Source organism: Pseudomonas sp. 21615526, assembly GCF_013386245.1.
Lineage (GTDB): Bacteria > Pseudomonadota > Gammaproteobacteria > Pseudomonadales > Pseudomonadaceae > Aquipseudomonas.
In genome coordinates, this window is sequence record NZ_JACAOM010000066.1 from 1 (window position 1) to 18254 (window position 18254).

Here is an 18254-nt window from a genome sequence, read left to right on the forward strand (position 1 = left end):
GGCCCTGGCGGGGCTGGTCGGGGCCTGGGGAGCGAGCGCGGCGATGCGCAGGATGCGGGCTGGCGCCCAGCTTGAATTGTTGCCGACCCGGTCGAGAATGCAGTAGGTCACTTCGAGGCGATGGTCGTCCCCAGCCTCGACAATGATGGCCGACGGCACCCACACCTGCACCGCCTTGCCCACATCGCCAGCCTGGATGCTCGGCAGGTCCAGGCGCACGTCACCCCAGCGCAGGGTGATCTCGTCATCGGTCGCCATGTTCAGGTACGGCTCGATGGTCAGGGGCACGCCACGGCGGATCTGGCTGCTGTTGACGCCATGGCGACGGATGGTCTCGGGCAGGCTGACGGCGGCCAGGTTCTGGTTTTCATCAAGGCTCAGTGCCGAGGGCATGCCGCCGGGGTAGTCGGTCTTGACCTGCACCCGGGTGATGGCCGAGCGCGCCGGGCCGTGGCCGACCTGCATGACCCGGTAATGAATCCGTGCCGGGCCATTTTGCACAAAGCTCTCCGGCACTCGCAGGCTGGTGGGCATGCCGATCTTGCCGGCGGTGATGCGCCGGGAGGCGGCAAAGCAGTTGTTCCAGAACAACTCGATCAGGTCGCCCTCGTCCATGCCGCAGTAAGGCGCGATGTCGACCTGCAGGTTTGTCGCAGCGAGGGCATTGATGCCTTCTCGATGGGCCTGGGGCAAGGTCGGGGCAGTGAGCAGCGCCTGGGTGGAAATACGCTTCATAAATAATCTCCTTGGTGCAGCCAGCAGCAATCGTTCCGGACATCAGGCGCGGGCAGGCGACGTAGTCCGAAAGAAACGATTTAATAAAAAACCAGAATGGATCCAATCCTCTGGGGGTTAGATAAGAGGCTTGGTTAGTTGGCGTCAAGAGGCTGGGCGGGGCAAACAGGGGGTTATGGAATATTCAGAAGGGTCTTACTGGGAGGGCGCTGCAAGTGCGTGCTTCAGGGGGACTTTTACCCAATGAATAAAGGGTGTTTCCCCAAAAACACTAAAGAGGCGAGTTGCCTTTCGGCAACTCTATAAAGCGAAGCTTCTTACAATGAATCGGCGCAAGTTAGTTGTTGATGAACTTGCTGAGAAACTGCCGGGTACGTTCTTCTTTCGGGTTGGCAAACAGCGCCTTGGCTTCGCCTTGTTCAACAATGACGCCCTTGTCGAAGAAGATCACCCGGTTGGCCACATCCCGGGCGAAACTCATTTCGTGGGTCACGATGACCATGGTGCGGTTTTCTTCCGCGAGGCTGCGAATGGTCGCCAGTACTTCGCCTACCAGCTCCGGGTCCAGGGCCGAAGTCGGCTCATCGAACAGGATCACCTCCGGCTCCATCGCCAGGGCCCGGGCAATGGCCACCCGTTGCTGCTGCCCACCGGAGAGGCGGCGTGGGTAGGCGTCTTCCTTGCCTGCCAGGCCGACCCGGGCCAATAGCTTGCGGCCCAGGGCATCTGCGGCGGCCCGGGGCATCTTCTTGACCACGATCGGGCCTTCGATGACGTTCTCCAGGGCCGTGCGGTGCGGGAACAGGTTGAAGTTCTGGAACACAAAACCCACGTGCTGGCGCAGGCGCCGCACCAGGCTTTGCTGTTGGTTGAGCGGGCGGCTGCTGTCGATCTCGATGTCACCGACCTTGATTCGGCCACTGGTGGGTTCTTCGAGGAAATTCAGGCAGCGCAGCAAGGTGGTCTTGCCGGAACCGCTGGGGCCGATGATGGCGACGACTTCGCCTTCCTTGACCTCAAGGTCGATCCCGTTAAGCACCACCTGACCCTTGAATTGTTTGGTCAGTTTTTCAACCACGATCATGCTTCAAGACTCCAGGTCATGCCGGTTGACTCGTGCTTCCAGGCGGTTTTGCACGTGCGCCAGGACGCTGGCAAGAATCCAGTAGATCAAGGCGGCGGACAGATACATGGTGAAAATTTCGAAGGTACGGGCCGAGACCAATTGCGCCTGGCGGAACAGCTCCGGCACCTGGATGGTGGCGGCCAGGGCAGTGTCCTTGACCAGGGAAATAAAGCTGTTGCCCAGCGGCGGCAAGGCCGTGCGCATGGCCTGCGGCAGGATGGCCCGGCGCAGGGTCTGCGCACGGGTCATGCCGATACTGGCCGCAGCTTCCCACTGGCCGCGCTCGATGGAACCGATGGCGGCACGCAGGATTTCACAGGCATAAGCAGCCATGTTCAGCGAGAAGCCGATCATGGCCGCCGGGATCGGATCCAGCTCGATGCCCACTTGCGGCAAGCCGTAGTAGATCAGGAACAGCTGTACCAGCAAGGGCGTGCCGCGAAAGAACGACACGTAGACGCGGGCGGTCCAGCTCAACAGCTTGAAGCGCGACAGGCGCATCAAGGCCAGGCCGAAGCCCAGCAGCAAGCCGAAAAACATCCCGCCGAGGCTAAGGATGACCGTGAAGTACGCGCCCTTGAGCAGAAAGGGCGCGGAGTCCAGCGCGAGTTGGAAACCTGCTTCCATTATTGAGTAACGTCAGCGTTGAAGTACTTCTCGGACAGCTTCTTCAAGGTACCGTCGGCGCGCAGTTCGTCCAGAGCCTTGTTCACGGCGGCCAGCAGTTCAGGCTCGCCTTTGCGCAGGGCAATACCGGCTTCCTGACGGGAGAACGCAGCACCTGCAGCGGCGGTGTCCTTGGCTTTCTTGGCGTATTCCAGCGCGGCGAGGCGGTCGATCAGGATGGCGTCGACACGGCCGATGCGCAGGTCCTGGAACTTGGTTGGGTCATCGTTGTAGGTTTTGACGATGGCTTTCGGTTGGTTTTCCTTGAGCCATTGTTCGTAGTTGGTGCCCAGGCCCACACCGATTTTCTTGCCGGCCAGGTCGTCGGCGGTCTTGATGGTGTCGACGTTCTTCGCCAGGGTCAGCGCCTGGATCCCGGAAACGGTGTAAGGCTTGGAGAAGTCATACTTTTCCTTGCGCGCATCGGAGATGGTCACCTGGTTGACGACCGCGTCCAGGCGCTTGGATTCCAGGGCGGCGAGGATGCCATCCCACGGCGTGGCTTGCAGCTTGACCTTGACGCCCAGCTTCTTGGCCAGCGCTTCAGACAACTCGACCTCGAAACCGCTGAGCTTGCCGCTTTCGTCGACGAAGCTGAACGGCGGGTAGGTGCCTTCCAGGCCAATCTTGATTTCGCCGGCTTTCTTGATGTTGTCCAACTGCTCGCCGGCAACTGCCTGACCGAGCCACCCGGCGCCAAGCGCCAGCCCCAATGTGCCAACCAGTAACGTGCGACGGAATACGGAAATAGTCATGAAGAGCCCCTGTGTTTTTTATGTTGAGCGATGCAGGTGACGCGGTAGTCGTATCCTGCCTTAAAAGCGCGGTGTGTGGGAGCCGGGCTTGCCCGCGATTGCATCAACTCGGTGTTTTGGATCTGCCCAGTCATGCGTATCGCCATCAAGCTCGCCTACGGCGCGACTATAAAGCCGGTTTTTAAGACTTGAAAATAATATAAAATCAGATTGATATTTCTTTATGGAATATCAAAAGCTCGAATCATAAGCAAACAACGCCGGTGCGCCACCCGTGTGCAGGAAGATGATCGGCCCCTCTTCAAAGCGCTGGCGTCCAATGCCATCCAGCAACCCGGCCATGGCCTTGCCCGTGTAGACCGGGTCCAGCAGCAGGCCTTCCTGGCTCGCTACCAGCTTGATCGCCGCCAGCGTGCCGGCACTCGGCTCGCCATAACGGGGGGCGAAGTACTCGTCCCACAGGATCACCTTGAACGCGTCCGGCAGCGGCACGCCGAGCAGTTCGGCGGTACGTTCGGCCAGGCCCTGCACCTTGGGGCGCTGGGCTTCGTCGGTACGGGACACCGTGATGCCAATCACTTGCAGGTCGGGCAGCACTTCGGCCAGCGCCAGGGCCAGGCCGCTGTGGGTGCCGGCGCTGCCGGAGGCCAGGACCACGGTGGAGAACGGGATGCCGCTGTCTTCAATCTGCCCGGCCAGTTCCAGCCCGGCGCGCACGTAACCCAGGGCGCCGAGGGCGTTGGAGCCGCCGATGGGCACCAGGTACGGCTTCTTGCCGTTGCTGCGCAGGCGGTCGGCGAGGGCGTTGAGCTGGTCGTCGACGTTGTCCAGGTTCTCCACCAACTCGACCTTGGCGTCGAACAGCTCCAGCAACAGGCGGTTGCCGTTGGCCAGGTAGTTGGGGTCTTCGGTGCCCGTCGGGTTTTCCAGCAGGGCAACGCAGCCCAGGCCCAGCTTGGCGGCCAGCGCAGCGGTCTGGCGTACATGGTTGGACTGGATCGCGCCGGCGGTCACCAGGGTATCGGCACCCTGGGCCAGCGCATCGGCGGCAAGGTATTCGAGTTTGCGCAGCTTGTTGCCGCCCATCGCCAGCGGCGTGGTGTCGTCGCGTTTGACGTAGACGTCACGCCCCAGCCAGGCCGACAGCCGCTCGAGTTTTTCCAGGGCGGTGGCGCCGCCCAGCAGTTCCAGACGGTTAAAGCGGTCGAGCTGTTGTTTGATCATGGCTACGCACGGGTGGTCAGAGATGCTGGGACTATAGGCAGGCACTTTTGCGTCGGCAACCGCCAATCGCTTATGTCGACGGGTTATTAGCATTGCACTATTGGTTCTTAAGGACGCTCAGGTTCCTTGCCGTAAAGTGATGGGCATTTCGTCAGGAGTGAAGACCGTGAGTGAGCGTTCCAGTCATTGGCAATTACAGACCATCGTCAGCCAGCTGCGCAGCGCCCGGGACCAGTGGCGCACCCGCAACGGCCGGGTCAGCGGCGAGCAGGGCGGGCGCGAGCTGCCTTCACGGGAAGCCGTGGCGCAGATTCTCGAGGCGTTGTGTGGTGCGCTGTTCCCCATGCGTCTGGGGCCGGTGGACCTGCGTGAAGAAAGTGAAGACTTCTACGTCGGCCATACCCTGGATGTGGCGCTGAACGCGTTGCTCGCCCAGGCGCGCCTGGAGCTGCGGTATGCCGCGCGCCAAGGCGGCCAGGATGACAGTGAGGTCGACGCCCATGCCATCCACCTGATCCAGGATTTCGCCCTGGCGTTGCCAGGCTTGCGCAGCCTGTTGGACACCGACGTGCTCGCCGCCTACCACGGCGACCCGGCGGCGCGCAGCGTGGATGAAGTGCTGTTGTGCTACCCGGGGATTTTGGCGGTGATTCACCATCGCCTGGCGCACCACTTGTATCGGGCGGGGTTGCCGTTGCTGGCGCGCATCAGCGCGGAAATCGCGCACTCGGCGACCGGGATTGATATCCACCCGGGCGCGCAGATCGGCCCGAGCTTCTTTATCGACCACGGGACGGGTGTGGTGATTGGCGAGACGGCGATCATCGGCGAGCGGGTGCGGATCTACCAGGCCGTGACATTGGGCGCCAAGCGTTTCCCGGCGGATGAGGATGGGCAATTGCAGAAAGGCCATCCGCGGCATCCGATTGTCGAGGATGACGTGGTGATCTACGCCGGGGCGACGATCCTGGGGCGGATCACGATCGGCAAGGGCTCGACCATTGGCGGCAATGTGTGGCTGACGCGCAGTGTGCCGGCGGGGGCGAACCTGACCCAGGCGAATCTGCAGCATGATGATGGGACGCAGAAATAGAGCAGCGCCCTCTCTAACGATCACACAGATCCAATGTGGGAGCGGGCTTGCTCGCGAATGCGGTGTATCAGTCGCCAGAAGTGTTGGCTGACACGCCGCATTCGCGAGCAAGCCCGCTCCCACATTTTGTCTGCATTCCAAATTTGAGCCGCACTACTCAAATTCGAGCCGTATTTCACTCAGCAATCGCTGAACGTTTCGTCATCCCCATACGTCATACCTTTCCTTGAGCTAGTGTAGGAAACACCTACCACTCGGCCCTGCGATTAGTCCTCAAACCCCTATCCATGTTTAACTTGACTGTTCGTTCAAGTTAAATCGGTGGTTCGCTGCCCGCTCACAACAGGAGGCTTACCTTTGCTGAGTCCGTTTTTTACAGCCACATCCCATACCCTTGAGGTGCGCCCTACATGAGTGCATCGTCCACACCTTCCAGCGGTCTGGTCCGCATGAACCCGCCGGTGTTTTACTTCGCCGCGAGCTTCATCCTGCTGTTCGGCCTGACCGTCATCGCGATTCCAGAACAAGCCGGCGCCTGGCTGCTGGCCGCACAAAACTGGGCGGCCAACACGGTCGGCTGGTACTACATGCTGGCGATGACCCTGTATCTGGTCTTCGTGGTGGTCACCGCGTTATCGGGCTACGGCAAGATCAAACTCGGTGCCGACCACGACGAGCCCGAATTCAGTTACCTGTCCTGGGCCGGCATGCTGTTCGCCGCCGGGATCAGCATCACGCTGTTTTTCTTCTGCGTGTCCGAACCCCTGACTCACCTGGTGCAACCGCCCCAGGGCGAGGCCCTGAACGGTGACGCGGCGCGCCAGGCCATGCAGATCCTGTTTCTGCACTGGGGCCTGCATGGCTGGGGCGTGTTCGCCTTCGTCGGCATGGCCCTGGCGTACTTCGCCTACCGGCATAACCTGCCGCTGGCGTTGCGCTCGGCGCTGTACCCGCTGATCGGCAAGCGCATCAACGGCCCCATCGGTTATGCGGTGGACGGCTTCGGCATCATCGCCACGGTGTTCGGCCTCGGCGCCGACATGGGCTTTGGCGTGTTGCACCTCAACTCCGGGCTCGATTACCTGTTCGGCGTGGCCCACACCCAGTGGATCCAGGTCGGCCTCATCACCTTGATGATGGGCGCGGCGATCCTGGTGGCGGTCTCCGGTGTCGATAAAGGCGTGCGGGTGATGTCCGACATCAACATGCTGCTGGCCTGCGCGCTGCTGCTGTTCGTGTTGTTCGCCGGCCCTACCCAACACTTGCTCAACACCCTGATCCAGAACATCGGCGACTACCTCGGCGCCTTGCCGACCAAGAGTTTCGACCTCTACGCCTACGACAAACCGAGCGACTGGCTGGGCGGCTGGACCGTGTTCTATTGGGCCTGGTGGATCGCATGGTCGCCGTTCGTGGGCCTGTTTATCGCGCGCATTTCCCGCGGTCGTACCATCCGTGAATTCGTGTTCGGCGTGCTGTTGATCCCGCTGGGCTTCACCCTGGCGTGGATGTCGATCTTCGGCAACAGCGCCATCGACCAGGTGCTCAACCACGGCCTTACGGCGCTGGGACAGTCGGCCATTGATGACCCGTCGATGAGCCTCTACCTGCTGCTGGAAACCTACCCGTGGAGCAAGACCGTTATCGCGGTCACGGTGTTTATCAGCTTCGTGTTCTTCGTCACCTCGGCCGACTCCGGCACGGTGGTGCTCTCGACCTTGTCGGCCAAAGGCGGCAACGCCGATGAAGACGGGCCGAAGTGGCTGCGGGTGTTCTGGGGCGCGATGACCGCGTTGGTGACCAGCGCGCTGCTGTTTGCCGGCAGCATCGACTCGCTCAAGTCGGCCGTGGTCCTGACCTCGCTACCGTTCTCGATGATCCTGCTGCTGATGATGTGGGGGCTGCACAAGGCGTTCTACCTTGAGTCGCAGAAGCAGATTGCGCAGATGCATTCCCTCGCGCCGGTATCGGGCTCACGCAAGGGCACGGGCGGTTGGCGCCAGCGCCTGAGCCAGGCGGTGCATTTCCCGTCACGGGATGAGGTGTACCGTTTCCTCGAGACCACAGTGCGCCCGGCCATCGAAGAAGTGACGGCGGTGTTTGTCGAAAAAGGCCTCAACGTGGTCACCCAGCCTGACCCGGCCAATGACAGCGTCAGCCTGGAGATCGGCCACGGCGAGCAGCACCCGTTTGTGTATCAGGTGCAGATGCGCGGCTATTTCACCCCGTCATTCGCACGGGGCGGCATGGGTTCCAAGCAGCTCAACAACCGCCGCTACTACCGGGCGGAAGTGCACTTGAGCGAGGGCAGTCAGGACTACGACTTGGTGGGCTACACCAAGGAGCAGATCATCAACGACATCCTCGACCAGTACGAACGGCACATGCAGTTCCTGCACCTGGTTCGTTAAGGCTCAGGCCCTGATAAACAGGGCCAGTGCCACCAACGGCGCACCGAATACCCCGCTGCCGATCACCAGCTCCGAGACCAGGGGCTGGCCGGCAGTGACCACACCTACCGCGCCGTTCACCACCGACACCACCAGCCAGATCCCGACAAAGCTGTAGGCCAGAATGTGCCGGCTGACGCCCAGCTTTTGGCCGATGAACAGCATCAGCGCGAGGAGGATCAGGCCGGCGGTGATGACGAGGGCGGTGTGCATATCTGAAGTCTCCTGATACCCGCTGATTTTCCATGGACAGCAAACCTGTGGCGAGGGAGCTTGCTCCCGCTGGGCTGCGCAGCGGCCCCAAAAAAGATGGGAGCGCTGCGCACTCCAGCGGGAGCAAGCTCCCTCGCCACAATAGTAGTTTGCCGTTGAACGAGCGTTTGCCGGCCTTCAGACCAAACCACCATTGGCCCGCAGGATTTGCCCGTTCACCCAACCACCGGCCGGGCTCACCAGGAACGCCACCACGCGGGCGATATCTTCCGGTTGGCCCAGGCGTTCCAGCGGTGCCATCTTGGCCAGGCCCTGGATCTGCTCTTCGCTTTTGCCATGCAGGAACAGTTCGGTCGCCACCGGGCCCGGGGCAACGGCGTTGACGGTGATGCGCCGGCCGCGCATTTCCTTGGCGAACACCTGGGTCAGGGATTCCACCGCCGCCTTGCTGGCGATGTACACCGCATAACCGGGGAAGTTGAGGCCGACGGTGCTGCTGGAGAAATTGACGATGCGCCCGCCGTCGTTCAGGCGGGTGGCGGCTTCACGCAGGGCGTTGAAGGTGCCGCGGGTATGGATGTCGAAGTTCTGGTTGTAGAGCTCATCGCTGTGTTGGGCCAGCGGCAGCACCTTGAGAATCCCGGCGTTGTTGATCAGCACATCAACCTTGCCCAGCTGGGCTTCGGTCTCGTCGAACAGGCGCTTGACGTCGGCGGCGCTGGCCACGTCGCCCTGGATCGCTATGGCTTGGTGGCCGGCCTGGCGCAACTCCACTACCAGCCTTGACGCTTCGGTGGCGCTGTTGGCGTAGTTGATGGCGACGGCATAACCGTCGGCAGCCAGTTGTCTGGCAACCACGGCGCCGATGCCGCGTGAGGCGCCGGTAACGATAGCAACTTGGGTAGTCATGATCTGGTTTCCTTGGGGGAGTGGTTGGGTGTGGAAGCAGATTCACATGTTTACCCAGGCCGATAAATGCGCCAGAGTTGCCTTGACTGTTCAAGAATCGCCAACAATGGAGACGCGCCGTGGACCAGGTCAAAGCGATGAAAGTGTTCGTGAGGATTTACGAACGCAGCAGCTTCACGCTGGCGGCCGATGACCTGAACCTGCCGCGCGCCACCCTGACCCACACCCTCAACCAGTTCGAGGCCTGGCTGGGCACGCGGTTGCTTGAGCGCAGTACCCGCCGCGTCCGCCCCACGCTGGATGGCGAGGCCTATTACCTGCGCTGTGTGCAACTGCTGGCGGAGCTGGAAGAGGCGGAACTGGCCTTCCGTTCGGTGGCCCCCAAGGGCCGCCTGCGGGTGGATTTGCACGGCACCCTGGCCAAGTACTTCGTGATTCCGGCGCTGCCGCAATTCATGGCGCGCTACCCGGAAATCGAGCTGTCCATCAGCGAGGCGGACCGCTTCGTCGACCTGATCGCCGAAGGCGTGGATTGTGTGCTGCGGGCGGGCACCCTGGGGGATTCGGCGTTGATCGGTCGCCGGGTTGCGACGCTGCGCCAGGTGACCTGCGCGAGCCCGGCCTACCTGCGCAAATACGGCGAGCCGAAGCGCCTCGCCGACCTGGGCGAGCACCGTGCGGTGAACTATGTTTCACGCACCACCGCGAAGCTGTTCCCCTTCGAATTCATGGTCGACGGCGAGGTGCAGGAAGTGACGATCGAGGGGGCGCTGTCGGTGTTCGGCGCAGAGATTTATGCCGCCAGCGCAGTCGCCGGACTGGGCATTATCCAGTGCCCGCACTACCGCATCGCCGAGCTGATCAACCAAGGCGTGATGCAGGAAATCCTCATTGATACACCACCGCCGCCCATGCCGGTTTCGGTGCTCTACCCGCAAAACCGACACATGTCGCCGAGGGTGCGAGTGTTCGTCGATTGGCTCGCCGAAATCTTCGCCACTGCCCGCTAACCCGCGTCTTTACTGGGTTTCTTAAATTTAATTTCATCCGGGTAAAGGGTGTTTTGACTCCGAACTGTCACATGGCCATCGCCTAATTGTGTGAAGCGTTTGACGCTTTCATTTCAGAACAGTGACGGAGACCGGTACCAATGAAGACGTTATTAAGCCCCATGGTGGGTGCCGCCATGGCGAGCTTTATGCTGTCCGCCCACGCCGATTTTATCGATGACAGCCACGCCGACGTGACCCTGCTCAACCGCTACCTCAACCAGCAGGGGCGGGATGTGGTGAACAGCAATAACAAGGCCCACAGCATCCGCGATTGGGGCCAGGGTTTTGAGTTCAACTTCAAGTCCGGCTACACCGATGGGCCGGTGGGCTTTGGCCTGGACCTGCAGGCGTTCTACGGTTTGAAACTGGACTCCGGCGGCGACCTCAATGACAAGGATCACCAGGGCCGCTACCCCGGCAGCATGTTCCCGCTGGATAACGGCAAGTCGGCCGACCAGTTCGGCGTGCTCAGCCCGACCTTCAAGATGCGCTTCGCCCAGGATGAATTGCGCGTCGGTACGCTGTACGGCAACAACCCGGTGCTGGCCAACACCGACGGCCGCCTGTACCAGCAGACCAACACCGGCGTGCAGTTGGTTTCCAAGGACTTGACCGACTTCACCTTTACCGCCGGTGACATCCTCAAGACCAAGATCCGCAACGAAACCGGCGACCAGGGCATGATCACCGCCGGCGGCACCAAAGAGAGCGATCGCTTCCTCTACGGCGGCGCGGACTACAAAGGTTTGCCGGACACCACCGTCAGCCTGTGGTACTCCAACCTTGAGGATTACTACCAGCAGTTCTTCCTCGGTGCCAAGCGTCATGACGCCTTGCCTGTCGGCGCGATCGACACCGACGTGCGCCTGTACCGCAGCCTGGGTGTGGGTGAAAACGCCGCGGGCGACAAAGACTATTCCGCTGCGGGTCTCTACGGCGATGGCACCTCCAAGGGCCGCATCAACCAGTCCACCGTCAGCCTGTTGGAAAGCTACAGCCTGGACGGCCATACCGTCGGCCTGGGCATCCAGAAAAACAGCGGCGACAGCGACTTCCCGTACCTGGATTCCGGCCTGAACAGCGGTGCCAGCAACCAGGGCCCGGGCTCGGGCGCCGACACCCCGGCACTCACCAACATGCAACTGAACAAATTCCAGCATGCCGGCGAGCGCACCTGGCTGGCGCAGTACAAATATGACTTCGGCAAACTCGGCCTTAACGGCCTGACCTTCGCCACGTCCTACGCACACGGCGATGACATCCGCACCACCCAAGGCACTACCAGTGAATGGGAACGTAACGTCACCGTGGCTTACCAGGTGCCCACCGGCACCCTCAAAGGCCTCGGCGTAACCTGGCGAAATGCCCACGCCAGCCCGGATATCACCGGTGCCACGGTGCAAGATGAAAACCGCTTCTATGTAAGCTACGTCGTTCCACTCTGGTAGGACTTTGCTGTAAAAGGGATAGGCAGACTTAAGCGATTCAGCTGCTTAAAAGGCCCGGGAATATGCTTATTCCCGGGCCTTATTTGCCCCAAGTCCAAGAGAGGATTCGATGACTTACATTGCTGCCGAAAACCGCTATGAATCTATTCCTTACCGCCGCGTAGGTCGCAGCGGACTGGTGCTGCCGGCACTGTCCCTGGGGCTGTGGCACAACTTTGGCGACAGCACCCCGATCGATACCCAGCGCGCCTTGCTGCGCACCGCGTTCGACCTGGGTATCAACCACTTCGACCTGGCCAACAACTACGGCCCTCCATACGGCAGCGCCGAGATCAACTTCGGTCGTTTGCTGCGGGAAGACTTCAAGCATTACCGCGATGAACTGATCATCTCCAGCAAGGCGGGCTGGGACATGTGGCCGGGCCCTTATGGCCAGGGCGGCGGTTCGCGCAAGTACGTGCTGGCGAGCCTCGACCAGAGCCTGCAACGCCTGGGCGTCGACTACGTGGACATCTTCTACTCCCACCGTTTTGATGCCGACACCCCGCTGGAAGAAACCGCCAGCGCACTGGCCACCGCCGTGCAACAGGGCAAGGCGTTGTACATCGGGATCTCGTCCTACTCCGGCGTGAAAACCCGGGAAATTGCGGCGCTGCTCCAGGAGTGGAAAGTCCCGCTGCTGATCCACCAGCCGGCCTACAACCTGCTCAACCGCTGGGTGGAAAAAGACCTGCTGGACGTCACCGAAGAACTCGGTGCCGGGGTGATCGCGTTCACGCCATTGGCCCAGGGCCTGCTGACCGACAAATACCTCAACGGCGTACCGGCGGATGCGCGGGTCAATCGCCCGGGGGGTGGTTCGTTGCAGGCCAAGCACTTGTCCGAGGCCAACATCGCCCACGCCCGCGCGCTGAATGAAATTGCCAAGCGCCGTGGCCAGAGCCTGGCGCAGATGGCGTTGGCGTGGACGTTGCGTGATCCACGGGTCACCAGCGCCCTGATCGGCGCGAGCCGGCCGGAGCAGATCATTGAAAACGTCGGTGCGTTGCAGAACCTGAGCTTCAGTGCGCAGGAGCTGGCGGAGATTGACCGATTTGCCCAGGAAGGCGGGATTAACTTGTGGGAGAAGCCGTCTACGGCTGAATAAGCGGTAGAGCCCGATTCCGGCATCAACCTCTACCCAATGTGGGAGCGGGCTNNTCAGTCACTGGATATGTCGACTGATTCACCGCTTTCGCGAGCAAGCCCGCTCCCACATTTGATTTGTGGAGTGCCTGCTAGAACGGCACATCTCCAAGAATCGTCGCCCGATGCATCACCCGCCGTTGCGGCCGGTAATCATCCACCGCGTAATGCTGGGTCACGCGGTTATCCCAGAACGCCACGTCATTTTCCTGCCAACGCCAGCGAATGGTGAATTCCGGCCGTGTTGCATGGGCAAACAGCAGCTTCAACACCACGTCGCTTTCCGCCGGCTCCAGTTCGTTGATCTTGCTGGTGAACCCCTCGCTGACGAACAGCGATTTACGCCCGCTCACCGGGTGCGTACGAATCACCGGGTGAGACAGCGGTGGGTTCTTGCGCCGGGCTTCTTCCCAGCGCGCCAAATCTTCCGGCGTGTTGCCGTAACGCTCCAGCGGGAAGGAGCGGGTGAAGTCATGGGTTGCCGTCAAACCGTCCAACAGCTTCTTGAACGGCTCGGACAACGCCTCATACGCGGCAATCCCGCTGGCCCACAACGTATCGCCACCAAACTCCGGCAGCAGCTTGGCGCTCAGTACCGCACCGAGGGCCGGGGTGGGCAGGAAGGTCACATCGGTGTGCCAGATGGCGTTGTCGCGCACGTCGGTCACGGCGGTGTCGAGGATCAGCACTTCAGGCTGCTCCGGCACGTTGGGGTAGATCGGGTGAATGTGCAGGTCGCCGAAATTCGCCGCGAACCGCGCCTGTTGCTGCGGGTTGATCGGCTGGTTGCGGAAGAACAGCACCGAATGCTTGAGCAGCGCCTGTTCGATGGCGTCGCGGTCTTCAATGTTCAACGGTTGGGTGATGTCGACGCCACTGATCTGGGCGCCAAGGGCGGTGCTGAGAGGTGTTACGGTCAGGCTGCTCATGGGATTCTCGTCGAAAATTTTTCAGTGTGCCTGGCCATGCCACGGCACCAATTTGCGCTGCAGGGCACGCAAGCCCATTTCCATGGCGAAGGCGATCAGCGCGATCACCAGAATCCCCAGCAGCACCACGTCGGTGACCAGGAATTGCGCGGCGGACTGCACCATGAAGCCCAGGCCGCTGGTGGCCGCGATCAATTCTGCGGCTACCAGGGTCGACCAACCCACGCCCAGGCCAATTCGCACGCCGGTGAGGATGTCGGGCACGGCGCTCGGCAGGATCACATGGCGAATCAGTTGTGCCCGGGTAGCGCCCAACGACTGCGCGGCGCGCAGTTTGGCCGGATCGACGGTACGTACGCCGGTGGCGGTCGCGATGGCAATCGGCGCGAAAATCGCCAGGTAGATCAGCAGTACTTTGGACAGCTCGCCGATGCCGCACCAGATCACGATCAGCGGCAGGTAGGCCAGTGGTGGAATCGGCCGGTAGAACTCGATCAGCGGGTCGAGAATGCCCCGGGCGATGCGGTTGGAACCGATGGCAATCCCCACCGGCACAGCGGTCAGCACGGCAAAGCCGAGGCCCAGGCCGATGCGCTTGAGGCTCGCGCCCAGGTGCTGCCACAGGGTGGAATCCATGTAGCCGGTGGTCGCCAGCAGCCAGCCTTTTTGCAGCACGGCCGAAGGCGGTGGCAGGAACAGCGGCTCGATCAGCCCGCTGGCGGTCACGGCCCACCAGATGGCAACCAGGGTCACCAGGGTCAGCACGCTGATCCAGCGGGTGCTCAGGCTGCGGCGTACGGGCACGACGGGTTTGCTCGCCGGCTTGGTGGCCGTGGCCGGTAATTCGTAACTGCTCATGCGGACACCTGCCTTTGCGAGAACACCTTGCCCAGCACGTGTTCGCGGGTTTCGATAAAGCGCGGGTCGGACTTGATCGCGCGTGCCGACTCACCGGCGGCGTAGCGCTGGCCGAAGTCCAGGCTCAGGCGCTCGACGATCTGGCCGGGGTTGGGCGCCAGCAGAATCAAATCCGTGGCGAGGAACACCGCTTCTTCGATGTCGTGGGTAATCAGGAATACCGGTTTGGCCGTGCGCCGCCAGACTTGCAGCAACAGCTCCTGCATCTGTTCGCGGGTGAAGGCATCAAGGGCGCCGAAGGGTTCGTCCATCAGCAGTACGCGGGGGTCGGCAGCCAATGCACGGGCCAGTCCGACACGTTGCTTCTGGCCACCGGAGAGTTGCCAGATACGGCGGCTGTCGAAACCGGCGAGGTCCACCAGGGCGAGCATTTCCCGGGCGCGGATTTCCCGCTGGTCCTTGGGCACGCCTGCCAACTCCAGGCCGAAGCCGACGTTGGCCAGCACGTCCTGCCAGGGCAGCAGGGCGTCGTCCTGGAACACCACGCCGCGTTCGGCGCTCGGCCCCTTTACCGGCACACCGTCAAGGGTGATGCGCCCGGCGCTGGGTTCGACAAAGCCGGCAATCAGGTTCAACAGCGAAGTCTTGCCACTGCCGGAAGGGCCGAGGGCCACCAGCAATTGCTGGGGCCCAAGGCTCAGGGAAATATCTGCCAGTACTGGCTCCGGGCTGCCTGGGTACTGTGCGCTGATGCGCTCCAGTTGTAGCAAGGCCATCGCGGTTAACTCCTGGTATCAGTTAGTGATGAACTTCGGGCTGACGTACGGGGCGTAGTCCGGCAGTACGGCGTCGACCTTGCCTTGTTCCTTGAGGAACGCGGCGGTATCGGTGACAGCCTTGGTGGTCGGTGCGCCGAGCAGGGTGACCTGGTCAGCCGCCAGCGGGTAGACGTTGCCTTGCAGCAGCAGCGGAATGTCGCTGGCCTTGGCCCCGGAGAGCTTCACCAGTTTGTCGACGTTGCCTTTGTCAGCCAGCCAGGCTTGTGGGTCTTTGCGGTAAGCGGCATAGGCATCCAGGGTGACCTTGGCAAAAGCCGTGACGATTTCCGGGTGCTTCTCGGCGAAATCCTTGCGCACGATCCAGGCATCGAAGGTCGGCGCGCCGAACTTGGCCAGTTCGCCGGAGGTGATCAGCACCTTGCCGTTTTCCTTGGCTACGCCAAGCGCTGGGTCCCACACGTAGGTGGCGTCGATATCACCACGTTTCCAGGCGGCGATGATGGCCGGCGGGGCGAGGTTGAGGATGGTCACTTTGGACGGGTCGATGTTCCAGTGCTTCAACGCGGCCAGCAGGCTGTAGTGGCCGGTGGAAACGAATGGCACGGCGACTTTCTTGCCGATCAGGTCCTGCGGGCTGTTGATCCCGGAACCGTTGCGGGCCACCAGGGCCTCGGCCCCGCCGATCTGGGTGGCGATCAGGAAGGTTTCCACCGGAACCTTGCGGGTCACGGCAGCGGTCAGCGGGCTGGAGCCCAGGTAGCCGATCTGCACGTCGCCGGAGGCGATGGCGGCGATGATGTCGGCACCGTTGTCGAATTTGCGCCAGTCGATCTTGGCGTTGGTGGCTTTTTCGTAAGCGCCGTCGGCCTGGGCGACTTTCGCCGGGTCAACGGTGGTCTGGTAAGCGATGGTCACGTCGGCGGCCTGGGCAAACAGGCTGGCACCGGCCAGGGACAACGCCGCCAAGAGGCGAAGGGGGAAGTGCAGTTTCAAGGGGGAAGTCCTCATCAGGCGGCCGGAGGTCGGCGTGTGAGAAGACTAAATGATCTAAGAATCCGAAAATAAATAACATTTTCGAATTAGCTTATGAGGAGAAACTCGCGCGCCAGGCTAGAAGGCGCATAGGCCAAATGTGGGAGCGGGCTTGCTCGCGAAAGCGGTGAATCAGTCACCGAATACATCGACTGATACAACGCTTTCGCGAGCAAGCCCGCTCCCACAGGGGTCTGTGTCAGGCTTTTAGTTGCTGATGGCGAGGATGCTCGCCTGGTACGACCCGACAAACACGTCAAAATCACCCACTTCGTTCTGCTCAAGCTCCGCCTGCTGCGCCAGCGAACTGCGCGCCAGCTCCTCAAAACGTGCCTGTTCCTCTGCCTTCAACGGCTCGCTGCGGAAGTACTCCGCATGCACCTGGCTCTGATGCAGCGAGAACTGCGCAAAGCTCTCTTTACGCTCGCTCATCGCCGCCAGCACCTGGGCCGACGGGGTCAGGGACGAATCCTTGACCTTCGCCAGCTGCGCGTCCAGCGCCTGGCTGTGTTCATTGATGCCCAGGCTCTGGTCCAGCATCGCCGCCAGCGGAGCAATCTGCTCCAGCAGCTCTGCCGCCCATTCCTTCATGTCCACCGATTCGCCACGGCGCTGCAATTGCAGGCCCGGACGGCGGCCTTCCTTGACCACGCTGAGGAAGTTGGAGGTGGCGTTGCCGCACTCATTGTCGGCGAACAGCGGGCTGTCATTCAGCGCGCAATACAGCAGGAACGCATCGAGGAAGCGCGACTCTTGCAAGTCGATGCCCATCGGCAGGAACGGGTTGATGTCCAGGCAGCGCACTTCAATGTACTGGATGCCACGGGCCATCAGCGCCTGGATCGGCCGTTCGCCGGTGTAGGTCACGCGCTTGGGCCGGATGTTGGAGTAGTACTCGTTTTCGATCTGCAGGATGTTGGTGTTGAGCTGAACCCACTCACCGTCCTTATGGGTACCGACTTCGACGTACGGTGCGTAGGGCGTTGCCACAGCTTCGCGCAGGCTGTCGGTGTAGCTCGCCAGGTCGTTGTAGCACGGCGTCAGGCCGGCCTGGGCGTTGCTCTGGTAACCCAGGTCGCTCATGCGCAGGCTGGTGGCGTACGGCAGGTACAGGGTGTCGGCGTCCAGCACTTCGAGCTGGTGCGAACGACCGCGCAGGAAACCCGCGTCCAGGGCCGGCGAGGCGCCGAACAGGTACATCAGCAGCCAGCTGTAGCGGCGGAAGTTACGGATCAGCGCGATATAGGCCGTGGACTGGTAATCCCGGTCGGTGCCCACAAAGCCTTCGGCTTCCTTGAGCAACGGCCAGAGGTCTTCCGGCAGGGAAAAGTTGTAGTGGATCCCGGCGATGCACTGCATGGTCTTGCCGTACCGCAGGGCCAGGCCCTTGCGATACACGTACTTGAGCTGTCCGATGTTGGAGGTGCCGTAGTAGGCAATCGGAATATCTTCCTCGGCCGGCAACGGGCACGGCATCGATGGACTCCACAGGTACTCGCTGCCGAGCTTGCTGTAGGCAAAACGGTGGATCTTGTCGAGGCTGCTCAGGGTATCGGCCGGGTTGGGCAACGCCGGCGTGATGAACTCAAGCAGCGACTCGGAATAGTCGGTGGTGATCTGTTCGTGGGTCAGTGCAGCGCCCAGGGCCTCGGGATGCGGCGTTTGTGCCAGTCGGCCTTCACCGGTGACGCGCAGGCATTCGCGCTCGATGCCGTGCAGGCATTGCTCGAGCAAAGAGAGGTGTTCGTGCTTGCCGAGCAGGGCCAGGCGGCGGTTGAGAAGTTCGCTCAAGTTGGATTC

Annotated in this window: 17 protein-coding genes; 5 read left to right on the plus strand and 12 right to left on the minus strand. The window is 61.8% G+C overall.

All coding sequences use genetic code 11. The features are described from left to right. From HX786_RS19040 to HX786_RS19060, 5 genes are all read right to left on the minus strand, one after another. A partial coding sequence (locus HX786_RS19040) for a hypothetical protein (protein WP_102651177.1) occupies positions 1–735 on the minus strand: 735 nt, incomplete at its 3' end. A 337-nt stretch (positions 736–1072) separates the two neighbouring features. Further along, on the minus strand, positions 1073–1819 hold the full coding sequence (gene tcyN / locus HX786_RS19045) for an L-cystine ABC transporter ATP-binding protein TcyN (protein ID WP_134325540.1): 747 nt from the start codon (positions 1817–1819) through the stop codon (positions 1073–1075). A gap of 3 nt (positions 1820–1822) precedes the next feature. Next, positions 1823–2488, minus strand: coding sequence for a cystine ABC transporter permease (gene tcyL, locus HX786_RS19050; protein ID WP_003211857.1), 666 nt, complete (start codon positions 2486–2488; stop codon positions 1823–1825). Continuing rightward, on the minus strand, positions 2488–3282 hold the full coding sequence (tcyJ, locus tag HX786_RS19055; protein ID WP_003211859.1) for a cystine ABC transporter substrate-binding protein: 795 nt from the start codon (positions 3280–3282) through the stop codon (positions 2488–2490). The genes tcyL and tcyJ overlap by 1 nt, the downstream gene beginning before the upstream one ends. 231 nt (positions 3283–3513) lie before the next feature. Continuing rightward, positions 3514–4506 carry a D-cysteine desulfhydrase gene (locus tag HX786_RS19060; protein ID WP_003211860.1) on the minus strand — a complete coding sequence of 331 codons (993 nt, stop codon included), beginning with the start codon at positions 4504–4506 and terminating at the stop codon, positions 3514–3516. 166 nt (positions 4507–4672) lie between these two features. Here HX786_RS19060 and epsC point away from each other — a divergent pair, with 166 nt between their 5' ends. Together epsC and betT are read left to right on the plus strand one after the other, a co-directional pair. Continuing rightward, positions 4673–5599, plus strand: coding sequence for a serine O-acetyltransferase EpsC (epsC, locus tag HX786_RS19065; RefSeq protein WP_003211862.1), 927 nt, complete (start codon positions 4673–4675; stop codon positions 5597–5599). Positions 5600–6048: 449 nt separating this feature from the next. Next, positions 6049–8010: a choline transporter BetT gene (betT, locus tag HX786_RS19070; protein WP_003211865.1), complete on the plus strand. Its 1962-nt coding sequence runs from the start codon at positions 6049–6051 to the stop codon at positions 8008–8010. Between the two features lie 3 nt (positions 8011–8013). On the opposite strand, the gene HX786_RS19075 is transcribed toward betT, so the two are convergent. Beyond that, the gene (locus tag HX786_RS19075; RefSeq protein WP_003211868.1) at positions 8014–8262 is read right to left on the minus strand and encodes a hypothetical protein; all 249 of its coding nucleotides are present in this window, start codon (positions 8260–8262) and stop codon (positions 8014–8016) included. Positions 8263–8439: 177 nt separating this feature from the next. Beyond that, positions 8440–9171, minus strand: coding sequence for an SDR family oxidoreductase (locus HX786_RS19080; RefSeq protein ID WP_008435807.1), 732 nt, complete (start codon positions 9169–9171; stop codon positions 8440–8442). Positions 9172–9290: 119 nt separating this feature from the next. On the opposite strand from HX786_RS19080, the gene HX786_RS19085 reads away from it, so the two are divergent. The 3 genes from HX786_RS19085 (at position 9291) to mgrA (ending at position 12818) form a co-directional block, all read left to right on the plus strand. Beyond that, positions 9291–10181 carry a LysR family transcriptional regulator gene (locus HX786_RS19085; protein WP_102367887.1) on the plus strand — a complete coding sequence of 297 codons (891 nt, stop codon included), beginning with the start codon at positions 9291–9293 and terminating at the stop codon, positions 10179–10181. 161 nt (positions 10182–10342) lie between these two features. Continuing rightward, the gene (locus HX786_RS19090; protein WP_080673292.1) at positions 10343–11671 is read left to right on the plus strand and encodes an OprD family outer membrane porin; all 1329 of its coding nucleotides are present in this window, start codon (positions 10343–10345) and stop codon (positions 11669–11671) included. Between the two features lie 109 nt (positions 11672–11780). After that, positions 11781–12818 (plus strand): L-glyceraldehyde 3-phosphate reductase, encoded by a 1038-nt coding sequence (gene mgrA / locus HX786_RS19095; RefSeq protein ID WP_003211877.1) that lies wholly within the window; start codon positions 11781–11783, stop codon positions 12816–12818. Positions 12819–12948: 130 nt separating this feature from the next. On the opposite strand, the gene tauD is transcribed toward mgrA, so the two are convergent. From tauD to gshA, 5 genes are all read right to left on the minus strand, one after another. Next, on the minus strand, positions 12949–13785 hold the full coding sequence (gene tauD, locus HX786_RS19100) for a taurine dioxygenase (protein WP_003213162.1): 837 nt from the start codon (positions 13783–13785) through the stop codon (positions 12949–12951). Positions 13786–13806: 21 nt separating this feature from the next. Further along, on the minus strand, positions 13807–14643 hold the full coding sequence (tauC, locus tag HX786_RS19105) for a taurine ABC transporter permease TauC (protein ID WP_178912469.1): 837 nt from the start codon (positions 14641–14643) through the stop codon (positions 13807–13809). Further along, positions 14640–15419, minus strand: coding sequence for a taurine ABC transporter ATP-binding subunit (tauB, locus tag HX786_RS19110; protein ID WP_023659332.1), 780 nt, complete (start codon positions 15417–15419; stop codon positions 14640–14642). The genes tauC and tauB overlap by 4 nt, the downstream gene beginning before the upstream one ends. A gap of 18 nt (positions 15420–15437) precedes the next feature. Continuing rightward, a complete protein-coding gene (gene tauA / locus HX786_RS19115) occupies positions 15438–16415 on the minus strand; it encodes a taurine ABC transporter substrate-binding protein (RefSeq protein WP_003213167.1) in 978 nt (325 codons plus the stop codon). Between the two features lie 246 nt (positions 16416–16661). Next, entirely contained in the window at positions 16662–18245 is a 1584-nt protein-coding gene (gene gshA, locus HX786_RS19120; RefSeq protein WP_178912470.1) for a glutamate--cysteine ligase, read from the minus strand. Between the last annotated feature and the right edge of the window lie 9 nt (positions 18246–18254).

Coding starts and splice junctions, on each gene's coding strand:
- betT (WP_003211865.1), top strand. CDS start 6,049: ATGAACCCGCCGGTGTTTTACTTCGCCGCGAGCTTCATCCTGCTGTTC.
- mgrA (WP_003211877.1), top strand. CDS start 11,781: ATGACTTACATTGCTGCCGAAAACCGCTATGAATCTATTCCTTACCGC.
- HX786_RS19080 (WP_008435807.1), bottom strand. CDS start 9,171: ATGACTACCCAAGTTGCTATCGTTACCGGCGCCTCACGCGGCATCGGC.
- HX786_RS19075 (WP_003211868.1), bottom strand. CDS start 8,262: ATGCACACCGCCCTCGTCATCACCGCCGGCCTGATCCTCCTCGCGCTG.
- tcyJ (WP_003211859.1), bottom strand. CDS start 3,282: ATGACTATTTCCGTATTCCGTCGCACGTTACTGGTTGGCACATTGGGG.
- tcyN (WP_134325540.1), bottom strand. CDS start 1,819: ATGATCGTGGTTGAAAAACTGACCAAACAATTCAAGGGTCAGGTGGTG.
- HX786_RS19090 (WP_080673292.1), top strand. CDS start 10,343: ATGGTGGGTGCCGCCATGGCGAGCTTTATGCTGTCCGCCCACGCCGAT.
- tauD (WP_003213162.1), bottom strand. CDS start 13,785: ATGAGCAGCCTGACCGTAACACCTCTCAGCACCGCCCTTGGCGCCCAG.
- tauC (WP_178912469.1), bottom strand. CDS start 14,643: ATGAGCAGTTACGAATTACCGGCCACGGCCACCAAGCCGGCGAGCAAA.
- tcyL (WP_003211857.1), bottom strand. CDS start 2,488: ATGGAAGCAGGTTTCCAACTCGCGCTGGACTCCGCGCCCTTTCTGCTC.
- tauB (WP_023659332.1), bottom strand. CDS start 15,419: ATGGCCTTGCTACAACTGGAGCGCATCAGCGCACAGTACCCAGGCAGC.
- HX786_RS19060 (WP_003211860.1), bottom strand. CDS start 4,506: ATGATCAAACAACAGCTCGACCGCTTTAACCGTCTGGAACTGCTGGGC.